An 18,349-nucleotide genomic window follows, 5' to 3' on the forward strand; every position below is an offset into this window, starting at 1 on the left:
ACAACTAAAAATGTAAGTATTTTAATATTAAGTTGACAAAATCAATTTTAAATATAGCTCTATAATTTATTTTATAATTTTTGTAAATATTATGTATTTCACTTTGATACTGTAAAGTATTCGTGTGAATTTGATATGTTTCTTTAAAAAGCTTTTTATGAAATAAAATTCAACTACATTTTTCCCCATATGTTCAACGATTCTAATCATAGTATATTATGTATATTTTTTCTACAACTATATTAATCTTCTATAGATTAGGTTTTATTTATAAGCTTTAACTATACATTTCATTATTTGTATCTATTATTAAAATAATTACTTAAATTGTACCTCTATATAATTTCCTTTTGAAATAAAAAAAGTTCAAGAAAGTTATAATAAAATAACTCTCTTGAACTTTATATTTTAATTATTTAGCTACCTTTTCCTGAACATTTCCTGCAAATAAGAATTTCATGTACTTATAGAAAACATATGCAACTATTAAAACTGCTACAATTGTTTCAAAGTAAACAACATACTTTAATAAAACAATCTCTGTTCCCTTTTTAATTAAGAAACCATTAGTTTGCTTTATAGCAATTGCACTTATTACTAAAGGGAAGGTAAAAGCTGAATAGCTTGGATAAAACTTTAATTTTAATAACTTAGGTAAAATTACTAATGAACCTAAATACATTATCAATGATAAAACAGCTAAAATTCCCACTATAGTCATATTCTTTTCTGGGAAGCTTGCTAAGTATCCAGCTAGACAAAGACTAGCAGGAGCTGCAAATATTATTAAAATCGGTTTTAGTGGTTCTTGTATCTTTTTTATTACGAAAACTTTATAAATTACTATAGGTAATAAAATAGCATAACTTACTAAACCAAACCAAAATAATCCTTGTCCTACTTTTGCTAAGTTATATGCTGGTGCAGTTATGCTTCCAACTACTATTCCAACATAAACTATGAAATAACTAGGAAGAACTTTATTCACATCAAATTTCAATATAAACTTTAATGTAAAATAAACTATAAGTATTATATGTAATACTAGTCCAATAACCCATATAGACAAAGCTACAGAACTTGAAAGCTTGTTTATGTATGTAGATAATATCATTATACCCATTGTAAAGGTAGGTGCTATGCTTGCCATTACAGGATTCTTTAAATTTTCTAGTACATCCTTGAAATCAATTATAAGCTTACCTAATATAAATATTAATATTATGGATGCTAATATTCCAAAAATATTTCTATATACTTCTCCATAAGACAAAACTAGATTCCCCGTTGCAGCTAAAGCCAACATTAATCCAGCCATAGGTATTGGAACCTTCTTAAACACTTTATTCATAATAGCCACCCTTAAACATCTAAATTAGTTATTCCAAGTTCTCTTACTATAATTTCAGCTGCCTTTCTAGCCATTTCTCCTGTGAATGAAATACATTGAGCTTTATGCTCTCCTGATCCCATATCCATTCCATGAGTTAATACCTTACAGCATAAAACCTTATGATTTTCTTTAAAACTTGCTTGTAATTCATTTGCTAACTCTAATGTTTTATTAACCTTTGGATCTCCCCCTTTGCTTCTTCCAAAGAAATAACCTAAGCATAAAATAGCTCCTGAAACTGCCCCACAAACACATTTAGATCTACCTATGCCTACTGGAAATCCAGATGCCATAGCTATCATTTCTTCAGGCATGTCCAATTCAAAATTACTTCTAATAGAGCTTACTATTGCTTCTGAACAGAAAAAATCTCCTTTTCTAAATAATTCTTCTGCATCACTTTGAATCTTTTTAATACTTACTTCCTTAACCATTTCTTAGCCCTCCTAAAATCCATATTCTTTTGAGAATATTATAATGTAATTATATAAGATTCTATTTTTTTCAGTCCAATAGATTATATCTATACATTTTTGTCTATTTATTTGTTTTTACAATGCATTCTTATTATATTATTTATATTTTAATCATAGGTTTTACATTTAAAGTAATTTAATTTATATTAAGTTAAATTTCTAATGAATTTTTATACTTAATTATAAATTATTATTACTAACTCTTTAAATTTAGTTCTCTTAAAATATCAAAACTATAATACAGATTGTATAATATACTTTAATGGTCGTATTAGCTATAATTCTTAGAAAACAAATAAAGGTAGCACCATTTAGTAGTACTACCTTCATTTTATATAATATTTAGATATTGTATCTTTTGTTTACTAATAGACCAATAACAAGTTAATTAAGCCTAACTTATTTTTATTGTTTATTTATATAAATAATTCAACTGGGTCACATTCAAGTAAAGCTACTTAAACTAATTTTACTAGTAAATTTTAGCTATTTTAATAATTCTTTAGTATGATTTTCAACCATTTCTGGTGTTACATCTTTTCTTCTAGCTACTCCAGTTTCTATTGCTGCCCTTGCAACATATAATGCAACCTTTGGTGCTATTCTTAAGTCGAAAGCATTAGGTATTACATACTCTGGATTTAATTCATCTTCACTTACAAGATCTGCTATAGCTCTAGCTGCTGCTATTTTCATTTCCTCGTTAATCTCACTTGCTCTAACATCTAAAGCAGCTCTAAATATTCCTGGGAATGCAAGAACATTGTTAACTTGGTTTGGAAAATCTGATCTACCAGTACATACAACCTTAGCTCCAGCTTCTACAGCTAAGTTTGGAAGTATTTCTGGATTAGGATTTGCCATAGCCATAATTATAGCATCTTTATTCATAGATTTTACCATCTCTTGAGTTACACAATTAGCTACAGATACTCCTAAAAATATATCTGCCCCTTTTAATACTTCTGCAAGATTACCTTGTTCTTTATTAGGGTTTGTAATCTCAGCTACTTCATCTTTAAATTTATTCATTCCAACTGGTCTACCTGTGTATATTGCACCCTTAGTATCACACATGATTATGTTTTTAGTTCCCATGCTTAATAGTAATTTAGTAATTGCAATACCTGCTGCACCAGCACCATTAACAACAACTTTTAAATCTTCAAAGTTTTTCTTAGTTAACTTTAAAGCATTTATTATACAAGCTGCTGAAACAACTGCTGTACCATGTTGGTCGTCGTGGAAAATTGGTATATTACAAATTTCTTTTAATCTTGATTCTATTTCAAAACACTCTGGTGCTTTTATATCCTCTAAATTAATTCCGCCAAAAGTAGGCTCCATAAGCTTTACAGTCTCAACAATTTTATCAACGTCTTTTGTGTCTAAACATATTGGGAAAGCATCTACACCACCAAAAGCTTTAAATAATACAGCTTTTCCCTCCATAACTGGAAGACCTGCACCTGCCCCTATATCACCAAGACCTAATACTGCTGTACCGTTAGTTACAACAGCTATCCAATTTCCTCTTGATGTATAATCATAGATAGTATCAAAGTTCTTGTTTATTTCTAAACATGGCTCTGCAACTCCTGGAGTATAAGCCATTGTTAAATCATCCTTAGTTTTTACCGGAACTTTACATCTAAGTGCTATTTTTCCCTCATTGTCTTTATGGAATTTTAGTGCTCTTTCTCTTAAATCGCTCATGGTAATCCTCCTCTAATTATCCCTTAAAATTATTCTTATAATATACCTGGCTCAGTCATTGCTACAGCATCTAATATTTCATCAAGAGCTGCTTCTTCTAAAATACCTTCTTGTAGAATTAAACTTCTAACTGATTCTCCAGTTTTTAGTGCAGTTTTTGCAACACTTGCTGCTTTTTTATATCCTACATGAGGACAAAGTGGAGTAATTATTCCTACACTATTTTCAACTAAGTCTTTACATTTTTCTTTATTAGCAGTTATTCCAGAGATACAATTTTCTATAAATGTATCTACTCCTCTAGTTAAAGTCTCTATAGATTGGAATAAATTATAGAATACAACTGGCTCAAATGCATTTAATTCTAACTGTCCAGCTTCTGCTGCCATTGTTATTGTCATATCATTTCCAATTATATTGAATGCAACTTGGCTAACTACTTCTGGTATAACTGGATTAACCTTACCTGGCATTATAGAAGAACCATTTTGTTTTGATGGAAGATTTATTTCTCCAAAACCAGTTCTTGGACCAGATGACATTAATCTTAAATCATTTGATATTTTTGATAAATTAACTGCACATGTCTTAATAATACCTGATACAACTACAAAAGGATCTAAGCTTTGAGTAGATGCAATTAAATCCTCAGCTTGTTCTAAGTTTATGCCTGATATTTCTGAAAGTACTGGAGCTATTCTTGTTAAATACTTTTTATCAGCATTTATACCAGTTCCTATTGCTGTACCACCCATATTAATAACTGTTAGTTCTTCTTTAACCTTTTCTAATCTTGTTATATCTTTATTTATAATTGTGCTATATGCATTAAACTCTTGTCCTAATCTAATTGGAACAGCATCTTGCATTTGAGTTCTTCCCATTTTTATAACATCATCAAACTCTACTGCTTTTTCTTTTAATGCTGTATGAAGTCTTTTTAGTTCATCAATAGCTTTTAAAAGAAGTTTGTATGCTGTAAGCTTTCCTGCTGTAGGAATAACATCATTAGTAGATTGTCCATAATTTACGTGATCATTAGGATGAACTATACTATAGTCACCTTTTTCCCCACCTAAAATTTCTATAGCTCTATTAGCTATTACTTCATTAGCATTCATATTCATAGATGTACCTGCTCCACCTTGGATAGGGTCTACTATAAATTCTTCATGTAATTTTCCATCTATTATTTCATCACAAGCTTTAATTATAGCTTCTTCAATGTTTTTTTCTATAAGACCAACTTCATGGTTAGTTATAACAGAGGCCTTCTTAACCTGTGCAAGACTCTTTATAAACTCTTCATGTAGATTGTAACCTGTTATCCTAAAGTTCTCTGCACCTCTTAATGATTGAACACCATAATACGCATTCTTTGGAACTTGTTTTTCACCTATTGAATCATACTCTATTCTAAAATCCATTTTCTTGCCTCCATAAATCTTAAAATTTTATTTCATGAATTATTTTTAAAATATTAATTTTCCAAACTTTCTTAATGATTCGTAACTTTCACTCGTATATTAGCATGATTGTAGCTTACTGTCTAAGTCCATTATGAGGGAAAAAATCCGTTTAATTTTAGATTTGCATTGAATTTATTCAGTTTTTGAAGTTTTTCTTTCATTTATGCAATTTTTAATTCTTTAGTTAGTAAATTGAACGATTTACTTGCAATAAAAAGTTTTTTTATCTTTTTTTACCTTATTTCCCTTCAAATAAAACTTATTTTTCAATAATTCTGCACGCTTTATAAAGATTTTTAATTCTAATTACTAATATTCCTTATTAAAGATTCAAAGCTTATAATCCATATCATTTTATTTTACTCATATTCTGAATAAATAATATCATATTTCTATTATCTATACTTTCTCTTAAAGCTTTATGAATAGATTTGACACTAAGTATGCTTTGTATTAGTATATATAATACAAAGCATACTTAATATTATGGAGGATTTTATAGAATGATTTTAAATCTAAATATGGCAAGTGATACGCCTATATATGTTCAATTACGTAATGAAATTGTACTTGGAATTGGTAATGGCAAATTAAAAATTGGTGAAAACTTACCTACGGTCCGTCAATTAGCAGAGGATATAGGGGTTAATACTATGACAGTATCCAAAACTTATACAATACTCAAAAATGAAGGTTTTATAGAAATAGACCGCAGACATGGAGCAAAGATTAATCCTAAACTTGATTCTTCCATGGAATTTAAAGAAAAACTTGAAGATGAATTAATGCTTTTAATTGCTGAGTCAGGTATTAAAGGAATTAATAAAAAAGATTTTTTATCTATGTGTAATGATATTTTTGATAATATGAATGGCTTAAAATCAACTAAAATGGAGGGATAACTCATGTTTATAGCTATATTATATTTAGCCTTAATTATTTGTCTTATATCTTCCTTTGTGGAACTTAAAAGCATAATAAAGCCGAATAAAAATATAATCTTAGGGGTTACCTTACCCTATGAATATTTAAATAATGAAGAAGTATTATATATAGTAAATAACTATAAAAAAGCTACTTTTAAATTTTATGCACTATATTTATCTTCTACTCTACCAATATTTATATTGCAAGATTATGCCTCTTTAGTGATCATATTTTTCTTTATATGGATTGGAATATTTCTTTACGCAAATGACAGATTATATTTAAAATATTTCAGAACATTATTGAAATTAAAAAAGGATAGAAATTGGTTTGTAGGTGGAAAACATGCACTTTCTATAGATACTGAGGTCTGTAGAATAAAAAATAAACTTTCTTTTTCTAAGCTTTGGTTTATTCCTTCTATAGTTATTTCCATGATTCCTATTATTACTTTTATAGTTAAGATTAATATTTTTATTAATATGCCTTTTTTAGTTTCCTTAATTCCTATAGCTTCTACTCTTGCTTTTATATATCTTTATAATTGTTTTACTAAACAAAGAGCTGAGAGTCCTAGTGAAAATAGTGAAATAAACTTAGCTTATGCAATGATTCATCAAAAATCCTGGTCATTACTTTGGATACTCAGCGCATTTGTTACCAGTATATCGACCTTAGTTTTATATTATAATATTTTTTCAAATAACCCTAACATGTTTCTTATAATTGTACCTATAACAACCTCTATAACTATATGTGCTGGTATACTATTTACTTATACTAAAGTTAGAAATGAACAAAGTTCTTTACTTGCAACTACTAAGGATTTGATTTATACAGATAATGATGAGTTTTGGGAGAAAGGCTATTATTCTAATCCCTACGACCCTAGATTGATGGTAGAAAATCGTGTAGGTTATGGATTATGCTATAATCTTGCAACTACTAAGGGGAAAATTATAAATTATAGCTTTTATGTAATTTTATTTGTAGTATTTATAGGTTTCTCTATATTCTTTCTTAGACTAGATTTTACTAAGTTTTATTTGTCAATTGATGGCATTCATGCTAGTATTGATGCTCCTATGTATAATTATAGTTTTGATGTAAATGAAATCGAGGATATTAAGTTATTAAATGAACTTCCTCCTAAAGGAATCAAAACAAATGGAGTAGGAACCAATTTATATAGTTTAGGTAATTACAAATTAGATGGTTACGGTAATTGTAAAGTATTTATTTACAGAAAAAGCCCTCCATTCATATGCATTAAGTTAAAAGATACTTATGTATTTTTAAATGGATTTACGCCTGAAGAAACTAATAACTATTACGAAACCTTATTAAAATTGACTAAATAAACTTAAAACTTTTTAAGTATTTCTTAGTACTTCTAGTATATATTCTATTTAATTTCCCATTTATTAAGTAGATTACGGAGGTAGTAATATGTGTATTATTCAAGCTGTTGTTAGGCATGAATCACCATGAGAACTAATTTCTTAATTAGATACGAAGTGAAAACTATTATAACTACTTATAATTGACTATGAAGATAGTTAAAGTTAATTTAATACAATATATTAATTCTAAAAATAATAATAGTTACTATAATTAAAAGCTTAATTATAGTAACTATTATCACTCTTCCGATAAAATTAAAAATATATTCTATTTTACTTTAGGCAACTTTATTGTGAATTCACTTCCCTTATTAATTTCACTTCTTAAAGAAATACTTCCATTATGTAGCTCTACTATCCTTTTAGTAATAGCTAAACCTAATCCGCTACCGCCATTAGTTTGTCTTGAACTGTCCCCTCTTACAAATTCTTTAAAGACACTTTCATTTAACTCTTTATTTATACCGATTCCATCATCCCTTATTATTATTACTGCTTTTTCTACATCTTCCTTCAACTCTATTATTAGAGTTGTACCCTTATCATTATACTTTAATGAATTTACCATTAAATTTATAACAGCTCTCTCTAGCTCCTTGAAGTCTATATTACAATATATCTCATTTTCAGGAATAATAAGTTCAAATTCAAACTCCGCTTCCTCAATTTCTCCATAATATAATGCAACAACTTCTCTTAAAAAGTTACCCATTTCCTCTATCTTAGGATATACCTTGTATTCAGAGCTTTCTAATTTTGTAAATACAAAGAGCTCGTTAATTAAATAGTTAAGTCTCAATGTCTTATTAAATATATATTGCAAATATCTTTTTTCTTCCTCATGACTTTCTACCTTTCCATCATATAAGGCTCGCGAATATCCCATAATAGATGTTATAGGTGTCTTTATGTCATGAGTTATATCTCTTATCATGTTCTTTTTACTTTCTTCAGCTACTTTCTTGGAGGCCTCTGCTTCTTCAAGCTTAGAAACCATGTAATTAAAACTTTCTCTTATTTTGTCAATCTCTTTATAGGTCTTAAAGCTTAACCTTATGGTATAGTCTCCATTTATCATAGTTTGAATACCATTCTCTATCTTTTTAAGAGGTGCTTCAACCTTTTTTATTGATTTACAAAATAATATACACATAGTAATTACCATAAATCCAATAGAAACAGTTAAAGAATATTTTATGGTTCCCCTAAAACTTTCACCTAAGGTCTTATCATCCAACCTTTTATTAAGTAAATATTCCCCATTAGGAACCTTTACTACATATACAAATGAATCATGCAAATACGCTCTACTATTATATTTCTTACCAAAACTATCATAGTTTTCGTACTCACTTATTACATTTAATACAGTATATTCTTCTATGTTATCCCTTTTTGATCCTATTATTTCAACAACTCTATTATCTTCTAAACGCTCAATCCATCCCCCGACCTCTAGTATTCCCTCTACATCTAATTTTTCAAAATCTTCTACTAGAAAGTTTTCTTCCATAAGTCGTATTTCTCTATCTGTCACCGATAAATTTGAAGCTAATCCTACTATGGAGATGCTAATAAAAATACCTATAGCTACAATAAATATAATTAATGAAAATGTATAATTAATAAAAAAAAGCCTAAGTAAACTCTTATTTCCTTTTGCTTTTTTCATCTTCAAATCTATATCCGATTCCTCTTATTGTTTTAATGTATTTAGGATTTTTATTATCATCTTCTATTTTATCTCTCAAATTACTTATATGAACCATTATTAAATTATCATCATATAAATATTCTTCATTCCAAACCTTTTCAAATAAGCTTTTCTTAGTTAAAACCTTATTTTTATTTTCCATAAAAGCTTCGAGTAGTTTGAACTCTTTAAACGTCAGCAATAACTCTTTTCCTCGTTTACTTATAGAGCCCCTTGATTTATCAAGTACTAAATCCCCTACTTCAATCTCTCTACTCTTTTCTTCATCTTCTAAAAAATAAATTCTTCTAAATAAAGCATTTACTCTTGCTAGAAGTTCTAATGGATCAAAAGGCTTAGTAATATAGTCATCAGCCCCTATGTTTAATCCTAATATCTTATCAATTCCCTCTATTTTAGCCGATACTATAATAATAGGTATATTAGAAATCATTCTTATCTCTTTTATTAAAGAATATCCATCTATACCAGGTATCATTATATCAACAATAGCCAAGTCTATACTTTTGTTTTTTATAATTTCTAAGGCATCTAAACCATTAAAAGCCTTTTCTATTGTATAACCTTTATCTCTTAGATATAAATCGATTAATTCAACAATTTCCTTTTCATCATCTACTATAAGTACATTCTTATTCACAGTTCATCTCCATAAATAATATTTTTTAATTTTATTTTACATACAAGCTTGCATAATACTATAATACCACCAATTTATATACCTTTAATACTAAATTTTTTCTTAATTTTCACATTAAAGTTTAACTTCTATATAACTTCACCATAATTTTTGTAAAAATATAGCTATTTCGAAAGTAATTCCAAATCTTTATTCTTTAATATATCTTCTTTAATATACTTAAGAGTAAATTTTTCTCCTTGCTCTGCTAACATATTAAGTAAAAACTCTAATAACCTTTTGCTATCTTCATGTAAAACATAATATTCCCTTTGTGCTTCATAATATTCTAATGCACTTCTATCTGTATAGGCTTCTTTTTGATAATTCATAGAAGCAGACATTCTATCTATAAACATTTCAACTACATAATTAGTTGGCATTTTCATTCCAACTAACCCATCTTTCATTTTTTCACCATAATCAATCCAATATTCAAAATGATGCTTATTTCTGCCCTTATGGTGCAACCAAGCCTTCGAATAACCTTCTACTTTCTTTTGCACACCATTTGGACTTACAGTTCCCTTATAATATTTAATTCCAGCAGAAAACTCTACCCATTTATATTTTGATAAGTCATGAAGAAGTCCTTGCTTGTATAACCCCACCTTAAAGCAATACTTCATAACTAACAACTTGTGATTAGTTATTGTTTTAAAATGATTAATCATATTCATTCTTCAATCCCCCTAAATTCTTTTGTTTTGACAACTCTAAATATTTTACTTTAAATAAACACCTATATATATTTTACTCCTGTTATATAATTTTATCCAAACCTATTGCTTAAAGAGCATAAATTAAAGACGTAAAATCTATAAAACTTATAAATTTTACGTCTTAATTAAAAATGTTTAGCCTTATTTATTCATCATACCCATTAACTATTACATCAAGTTTACCTGTTACAGGGTCCATAACTAAACCGTGAACTGATACCCCCTGTGGCATTAATGGATGATTTTTTATGACCTTAACACTATCTTTAATAGACTCTTCTACAGAATCAAATCCATGAAGCCACTTTTTAAGATCTATACCACTATTGTAAAGCATATCTAAGGACTCTTTAGAAATACCTCGTTCAATAGCCTTATTTAGTAATTGTTCTGTATCTAAATTACACATTCCACAGCCATGATGACCTATTACTAATATCTCATCAGCATCAAACTCATAAATAGCTACAATAATACTTCTAATTATACTACCAAAAGGATGTGTAACTGTAGCACCAGCATTTTTAACTATTTTTACATCTCCATTTTTGATATTTAATGCCTTAGGTAACAAATCTGTAAGCCTAGTATCCATACAAGATAAAACAAGCATTTTTTTCTTAGGATTTTTTGATGTAACATACTGCTCATACTCTTTATTATCCACAAATTTTTCATTAAAAGCTAATATTTCATCTAATTTTCTCATAGAATCCTCTCTTTAATTATAAATTCTTAATTTATATGATTAGAATTATCTTTTTAATATATAACTATATTCACCCTAAAATCTACTATTATTAATATTTAACTACTCAAATATTAATATATTTTCTTTTTTATAAATTTTATTTTAAAAACTTTATATGTTAACTGAAAAGATATTTATAATATTTAACTTTAATTTTTATTTAAGTAAATTCTCCTATAATTATACCTATATGAAGTTAGCCAAAACTTATATTGTTAAATTAGCTTATCATTTTTAAGCAAATTAAATAATGTAGGATTTAAGTTAAACTCCTCCATTAAAGACTTAACCTCAGATAATGCCTTACTTCTCTTCTCTTCAGATATATTAGCCTTAGATGCTCTAATCAATATATTCTTAGGAGAATGTGCAATATCTATAAACTCTAAGAGTTGAGTCTTATATCCTAGTACTTCTAATAAATTAGCCCTAACTGAATCTGTCATTAAAGCAGCTACTCTTTCTTGAATTATTCCGTACTTTGTCAAAATGGAGAAAGAATCAGTTTTAATTTGTTCATTAAACTCATGTTGACAACATGGAACAGAAAAAATCATTTTAGTATTCCACTTTATAGCATTATATAGTGCATAATCTGTAGCTATATCACAAGCATGCAGAGTTATGACCATGTCAACCTTATTGTTATATTTAAATCCGTTAATATCACCTAGTTCAAAATGTAAGTTCTCATAATTATAACTCTTAGCTATATCATTACACTTTTTAATTACATCTTCCTTAAGGTCTAATCCTATCATTTTAACCTTGATCTTTTTAATCTCTACAAAATAATAATATAATACAAAAGTTAAATATGATTTACCGCATCCAAAATCTAAAATAGTAAGTTCTTTAAAATCATTTTTCTTTACTTCATCATCAATAATCTCAACAAATCTATTTATTTGTTTGTATTTATCATACTTAGAATTGACTACTTTACCTTCCTTTGTAAAAACACCTAAGTCTATAAGAGGTTCAATTATCATCCCTTCTTGAAGTATATAGTTCTTTTGCTTATTATGTTCTTTGTTAGCTAACTTAGCATTATCACCTTTTTTCTTGCTCAAATGAATTTTACCTTTCTTAGATATCTTAAGATCAAAAGTAGTTTCCTTAGACCAAGCTGCAACTTGTTTATAGTTTTCACCTATGTACTCTTCTAGCCTTTCCTTAAGCATATTCACTTCTATATTTTCATGAAAAACTTGCTTATCAGTAAATCTCTCTATTTGATAGTACTGTTTTGATGACTTTTCTTTTAAAGTAAATTTTATTTTATTATATTCAATATCTTTATTCATTTTATTACTAATAACTACTTTTATAATCTCATCTTTTATAATTTCATCAATTGCCTTTATTAATTCTTCCATTTCAACACACCTTATAATTTATTTTCACTATCTTATGTACAATAATATTATTATATCTTAAATTAAATAATTTAAAAGACTTATGAATAAATTGCTCTTATAAAATATTTTTATTATATTTTATAAAAACTAACTTAATATAAAGTTCAATAAAAAAGTCCTTTATGACTTATTTTCATCATAAAGGACTTCTTATAACACTTGCTTTAAATTTCTTTATTCTTAATTTCTACAACAATTCTGTCTATTAACTCCTGTAATTTTAGGCTACCTTCTTCTCCATTCTTTCTGCTTCTTAATGAAATTTCATTATTAGATTGTTCTTTCTCTCCAACAACAATCATATATGGTACTCTTTCATTTCTAGCTTCTCTTATTTTATATCCTATTTTTTCATCTCTACCATCAATTTCTGATCTTATACCCTTAGATACTAATTGAGCCTTAACACTTTCTGCATAATCACTAAATTTCTCTGATATAGGTAATATTTTTACTTGAACTGGTGAAATCCATGTTGGGAATTTTCCAGCAAAGTGTTCAATTAATATTCCTATAAATCTTTCTATACTTCCAAAAATTACTCTATGAATAACTATTGGTCTATGCTTTTCACCATCACTACCTATATAGTCAAGTTCGAATCTTTGAGGTAATTGGAAATCTAATTGTATAGTTCCACACTGCCAAGTTCTGCCTATACTATCTTCAAGATGAAAATCTATCTTAGGGCCATAAAAAGCTCCATCTCCTTCATTTATCTTATAATCTAGATTTAATTCATCTAAGGCAGCTTTTAAAGAGTTTTCTGCTAATTCCCACTCTTCATCACTTCCCATAGAATCCTCTGGTCTTGTAGACAACTCTAAAGAGTATTTAAATCCAAAGCTTGAATACACCTTATCTATAAGGTCCACAACACCCTTTATTTCAGACTTTATTTGATCAGGAAGCATAAATATATGCGCATCATCTTGAGTGAAAGCTCGCACCCTCATAAGGCCATGTAAGGCACCTGAAAGTTCATGTCTATGAACTCTACCTAATTCTCCAACTCTCATTGGAAAATCTCTATATGAATGTGACTCGGATTTATAAACTAACATTCCTCCTGGACAGTTCATTGGCTTTAAAGCAAATTCTTCTTCATCAATAGTTGAAGTATACATATTTTCTTTATAATGATACCAATGTCCTGAAGTCTCCCATAACCTTTTATTAAGCATTATAGGAGTTTCTATTTCTACATATCCAGCCTTTTGATGTAACTCTCTCCAAAACTCTATTAAAGTATTTTTAAGAATTACACCCTTAGGTAAGAAAAATGGAAATCCTGGTCCTTCTTCAGTAAAAGTAAATAACTTCAGTTCCTTACCTAACTTTCTATGATCTCTTTTTTTAGCTTCTTCTAAATTATGAAGATGAGTCTCTAATAATGTTTTATTAGCAAACCCAACCCCATATATTCTTTGAAGCATTTTATTTTTATCATTACCTCTCCAATAAGCTCCAGCTACACCTGTTAACTTAAAGGCCTTTATATATTTAGTAGATGGGATATGAGGTCCCCTACATAAATCAATAAAATCTCCTTGCTTGTATAAAGATATTTTCACATCTTCAGGTAAGTCTTTTATAAGTTCTACCTTATAACTCTCACCCTTATCTTCCATAAGCTTTATTGCTTCTTCTCTTGATATATCTATTTTATCAAAGGATAAATTTTCTTGTATTATCTTATTCATTTCTTTCTCTATTTTTTGCAATTCTTCCACTGAAAAAGGTTTTTCTATATCAAAATCGTAATAAAATCCATTATCTATTGATGGACCTATAGCAAGTTTAACATCCTTATAAAGTCTTTTTACTGCTTGAGCCATTACATGAGAAGTAGAATGTCTGATAACTTCCATTGCTCTTTCATCATCTGATGTTAGTATATTAACCTCATCATTATCATTTAATTTATAGTCTAAACCCACTAATGTTCCATTTACTTCACCTACTATAGCTGATTTAGCTAAATTTCTGCTTATTGAATTTGCAAGTTCATAAATATTAGAACCTTCTTCAACCTTTTTAATTGATCCATCTTTAAGTCTTATATTAATCATCTTTCTACCTCCTTTTTTTATTTAAAAACAAAAAAACATCCATCCCAGTGTTGGGACGAATGCTGTTATCCGTGGTTCCACCCAAATTGAATTAAAATAATTCAATTCTTCTCAATTGTTTAACGACCTTCGCCGATGACATTTCACTAAACCTAGCTACTAAGTCATAGCTCCAGGGTAGTTGTTCTTATAGGCATATTTAAGAATGTTCTCAACTTGTAACATTCTCTCTCTGGAAACTGTACTCTATAATACTTTTCCCTCTCTTTGCTTTTATCTATATCTTTTATTATATATTTTGCTGCATAGTCCATATTTATACCTTAAAGAACTAGCAGTCTCCCTAATAAATGTACTAAAACATAATAAAAATTAGCTTTTATTATGAAATTTAGTAACTATAAATATTATTTAAAACTCTTCTTATACTTACCTTTTATTGAAATTAATACTATCACTTTTATGCTTAATTGTAAATAGATTTTACGTCATTGATTGTATATTTTATAATATTAGTTATCATATGATGTTTTTTAATACACTGATACTTAAAATTCAAGTGTATTTTAAACATATATTAGCATACTTTATTTTCAATCTTTACTTTTGATTTTATTATAATATAATTTTAAAATCCAATGTTATTTATGTAAACTGTTCATTCTTATAATACTTTTTATACTTTTTAAACTCTTTCTTGAAAAAACGGTTTAGATCTTATAGCATTACTTATTCTTTAAATCCTAAAAATAATATTACCTTATTAAAATAGTTATTTTAATCTTCATCAGAGGTGTGACTTTTTATATATGATTTTACTGATTCTGGAGAAATATCTAGTACAGTAGCAAACTCTTCATTTAATAATTTTTCTGCTGTTTGCATAATTTCCTCATCATTTTTACCTATTTTTTTCCCATTTGATTGTTTATCACATTTATTTGAATATATGCTTTTTACTAAAGTCATTAAATTATCACATTCACCACTTTTTAGCATAGCCTTAAATTTCTCATTTCTAAGCTTATCATCATTTATCCATAAACATTCTGTATCATTCATGTTATTTATAGCCAAATCAACCTCTCCCTCTGAGAGTACTTTTCTAATAGGAATTTTTTTATTGTCTACAGGAATTTTTATTACAGTGTTTTTAGAATAAACAGGAGATAACACATAATATTCTTTTAAAACATCATCCATTAACTTCTCTTTTTTAATATCTATAACTTTACATACACCAGTCATTCCATACATTACATAATCATTAACTTCAAACATAAAATTACTCCTTTCTTTTAATTAAGTATATTTGCAAAAAAACAAAAGCAGCCTTAACAACTGGATTTACGTTATTAAAACTACTCGCTGTATCTCTATTGTAACACATAAAAATTTTCTAATGTAAGTAAATCCTAAAATAATTTACCTATTTATGAAGATTTGCTTACTATTCAAGGGTTTTATTAACTAATATTCAACTTTATTACTATAATCAACTTATCTTTTAATCAATCCTTAATCATATGCAGAACTAAGATTCATATTTGAAAGCTATGCCTTAGTTTAGATTAAAACTATATAACTATAATAATTTCCACCCATAAATTTAGTGCATTACTTACAAACTACTAATAGAATTTTTATATAATTACATTAGATTTATATCTATAATGATTATGTTTATACTATTACATTATTATTTAACCACTCAGCAACACCATTATCATTATTACTTCCTATAATGCTTGTAGAAATTGATTTCAATTCATATACAGCATTATCTACAGCATAACACTCATCTGAAATTTCAAACATAGAAAGATCATTTCTTCCATCTCCAAAAGAAATAACTTTATTACATTTTAATAGTTCTTTTAGTTGCAAAATTGCTGTTGCTTTATTTACATTTACAGGCATTATTTCAAGCCAATATTCTCCAGTGTTTCTATCTCTTTGATACACACAAGAATATTTTTCTTTTAAATATTCAAAAATAGGCATTAATTTCTGATCTTTATCAATACAAACAAAATAAAATATCTGTCCAATTCCTAACTCTTCTAAATTTTTTATAGGATTATCTCTATAGTCACCTTTTCTGCTATCTATAAATCCCTTCATACCTTTATTTAGCTTATTTACTGAATACGAAAACTTTTCCTCACCATTAATATGTGAATATACAATTGGAAATATTTCATTGGAGATAAGAATATTTAATACCTCAAGGCAATCTTTAGTATCAAAATAATTAGAGATTAGAATTTCACCTGACTTATTGTCAATAACAAAGGCTCCATTATAAATTATAATTGGAATATCTACAATTATTTTCTTTGTTATTTTAGATGATGTTGAATTAGAACGTGCCATTGCATAAGAAAAAATCATTCCTTTATTAACCAAATTATTTATTATACTAGCTGTATATAATGTTATCTCTTCACTGTCATTAATTAAGGTTCTATCTAAATCTTATACATATAATACCTTTTCTTCACTAATTTCCATGAACCTTCCCCCTATATTTTTCATGCAAAACAATTATAGTACATTTTTAAAAATAACTATTTCCAAGTCTTAATATGTATTTTTTTATACTTAATCCATATTATACCATGATATTTTCATAAAACTCATATCTTTTATCTAAGATTGAAATATTTTATTAATTCACGTATATGTTTTTATTATTTGAGTAGCAATTGTACTAGATTGTATATTGATTTACAATTATTATAGATATGTACTAAAATCATAGCAATTATCATAATAAATAAAAATCGGAGATGACTTTATGAATAATAAAATAGAGAAATTATGTGAAATTATAAAAACTAGTAATAATATAGTTTTCTTTGGCGGCGCAGGTTGTAGTTGTGAAAGTGGAATACCTGACTTTAGAAGTGCTAATGGATTATTTAATGAAAGATTAAATATTACATTTACACCAGAGCAACTAGTATCTCATAGTTTTTATATTAAATATCCTGAGGAATTTTTTAATTTCTATAAAGCAAAATTAATTTATTCTGAAGCTAAACCTAATGATACCCACATTGCTTTAGCTAAACTTGAAGAGTTAGGTAAATTAAAGACTGTTATTACTCAAAATATTGATGGACTTCATCAAGAAGCTGGTTCAAAAAAGGTTTTTGAACTTCATGGCTCTGTTCATAGAAATTATTGTACTAAATGTAATAATTTCTATGATGCTAATTTTATTTTAAACTCAAAAGGAGTACCTACATGTACTAAATGTTCTGGAACTATTAAACCTGATGTAATTCTTTATGAAGAAAGTTTAGATAATAATGTTATAACAGGAGCTGTTAAAGCTATAGCTCAAGCCGATACACTAATAATTGGAGGAACTTCCTTGGTAGTTTATCCTGCTGCTGGACTTATAGATTACTTTAGAGGAAAAAATCTTATACTCATAAATAAGAGTACAACTTCCGCTGATAATAAAGCTACTTTAATTATAAATGATAATATTGGAAAAGTATTTTCTGAGGTTATGAAGATATTTTAAATTTCAAATGAGCTGTATAACTAAGAATAAATTTAAAGTCATATTATAGTTATGATTGATTTATAATT

14 protein-coding genes, 1 pseudogene and 1 other annotated feature are annotated in these 18,349 nt (G+C 27.4%); of the genes and pseudogenes, 3 read left to right on the forward strand and 12 right to left on the reverse strand.

Annotated elements, in window-relative coordinates:
• Nucleotides 1–412: 412 nt before the first annotated feature.
• The 4 genes from BUA48_RS12820 to BUA48_RS12835 form a co-directional block, all read right to left on the reverse strand.
• On the reverse strand, nt 413–1,351 hold the full coding sequence (locus BUA48_RS12820) for a TDT family transporter (protein WP_072832466.1): 939 nt from the start codon (nt 1,349–1,351) through the stop codon (nt 413–415).
• A gap of 11 nt (nt 1,352–1,362) precedes the next feature.
• Complete coding sequence (locus BUA48_RS12825; protein ID WP_072832467.1) at nt 1,363–1,827, reverse strand: C-GCAxxG-C-C family (seleno)protein; 465 nt, start codon at nt 1,825–1,827, stop codon at nt 1,363–1,365.
• Nucleotides 1,828–2,355: 528 nt separating this feature from the next.
• Nucleotides 2,356–3,585, reverse strand: coding sequence for an NAD(P)-dependent malic enzyme (locus BUA48_RS12830; protein ID WP_072832468.1), 1,230 nt, complete (start codon nt 3,583–3,585; stop codon nt 2,356–2,358).
• Between the two features lie 35 nt (nt 3,586–3,620).
• A complete protein-coding gene (locus BUA48_RS12835) occupies nt 3,621–5,012 on the reverse strand; it encodes an aspartate ammonia-lyase (RefSeq protein WP_072832469.1) in 1,392 nt (463 codons plus the stop codon).
• Between the two features lie 545 nt (nt 5,013–5,557).
• Here BUA48_RS12835 and BUA48_RS12840 point away from each other — a divergent pair.
• Together BUA48_RS12840 and BUA48_RS12845 are read left to right on the forward strand one after the other, a co-directional pair.
• Nucleotides 5,558–5,956, forward strand: coding sequence for a GntR family transcriptional regulator (locus tag BUA48_RS12840; protein WP_072832470.1), 399 nt, complete (start codon nt 5,558–5,560; stop codon nt 5,954–5,956).
• Nucleotides 5,957–5,959: 3 nt separating this feature from the next.
• Complete coding sequence (locus BUA48_RS12845; protein WP_072832471.1) at nt 5,960–7,342, forward strand: PH domain-containing protein; 1,383 nt, start codon at nt 5,960–5,962, stop codon at nt 7,340–7,342.
• A 310-nt stretch (nt 7,343–7,652) separates the two neighbouring features.
• Here the strand turns inward: BUA48_RS12845 and BUA48_RS12850 are convergent, their stop codons facing one another.
• From BUA48_RS12850 to BUA48_RS12885, 8 genes and pseudogenes are all read right to left on the reverse strand, one after another.
• Nucleotides 7,653–9,056, reverse strand: a complete 1,404-nt coding sequence (locus BUA48_RS12850) for a sensor histidine kinase (RefSeq protein ID WP_072832472.1) — start codon at nt 9,054–9,056, stop codon at nt 7,653–7,655.
• The gene (locus BUA48_RS12855; protein ID WP_072832473.1) at nt 9,034–9,738 is read right to left on the reverse strand and encodes a response regulator transcription factor; all 705 of its coding nucleotides are present in this window, start codon (nt 9,736–9,738) and stop codon (nt 9,034–9,036) included. The genes BUA48_RS12850 and BUA48_RS12855 overlap by 23 nt, the downstream gene beginning before the upstream one ends.
• Nucleotides 9,739–9,902: 164 nt before the next feature.
• Complete coding sequence (locus BUA48_RS12860; RefSeq protein ID WP_072832474.1) at nt 9,903–10,457, reverse strand: DUF5662 family protein; 555 nt, start codon at nt 10,455–10,457, stop codon at nt 9,903–9,905.
• Between the two features lie 187 nt (nt 10,458–10,644).
• Nucleotides 10,645–11,208 carry a beta-class carbonic anhydrase gene (locus BUA48_RS12865; protein WP_072832475.1) on the reverse strand — a complete coding sequence of 188 codons (564 nt, stop codon included), beginning with the start codon at nt 11,206–11,208 and terminating at the stop codon, nt 10,645–10,647.
• A 257-nt stretch (nt 11,209–11,465) separates the two neighbouring features.
• Nucleotides 11,466–12,629, reverse strand: coding sequence for a class I SAM-dependent methyltransferase (locus BUA48_RS12870; RefSeq protein WP_072832476.1), 1,164 nt, complete (start codon nt 12,627–12,629; stop codon nt 11,466–11,468).
• A 206-nt stretch (nt 12,630–12,835) separates the two neighbouring features.
• A complete protein-coding gene (gene thrS / locus BUA48_RS12875) occupies nt 12,836–14,743 on the reverse strand; it encodes a threonine--tRNA ligase (RefSeq protein ID WP_072832477.1) in 1,908 nt (635 codons plus the stop codon).
• A gap of 48 nt (nt 14,744–14,791) precedes the next feature.
• Nucleotides 14,792–15,020, reverse strand: a binding site (T-box leader).
• Nucleotides 15,021–15,520: 500 nt separating this feature from the next.
• Nucleotides 15,521–16,024, reverse strand: a complete 504-nt coding sequence (locus BUA48_RS12880) for a CarD family transcriptional regulator (protein WP_072832478.1) — start codon at nt 16,022–16,024, stop codon at nt 15,521–15,523.
• 402 nt (nt 16,025–16,426) lie between these two features.
• A pseudogene (locus BUA48_RS12885) lies at nt 16,427–17,209 on the reverse strand (HAD-IIB family hydrolase); the annotation flags it as partial.
• Between the two features lie 334 nt (nt 17,210–17,543).
• Between BUA48_RS12885 and BUA48_RS12890 the strand changes: the two are divergent.
• The gene (locus tag BUA48_RS12890) at nt 17,544–18,281 is read left to right on the forward strand and encodes an NAD-dependent protein deacylase (protein ID WP_072832479.1); all 738 of its coding nucleotides are present in this window, start codon (nt 17,544–17,546) and stop codon (nt 18,279–18,281) included.
• Nucleotides 18,282–18,349 lie beyond the last annotated feature (68 nt).

The organism is Clostridium collagenovorans DSM 3089 (assembly GCF_900130005.1).
In the GTDB taxonomy this organism is placed as follows: Bacteria; Bacillota; Clostridia; order Clostridiales; family Clostridiaceae; genus Clostridium_D; species Clostridium_D collagenovorans.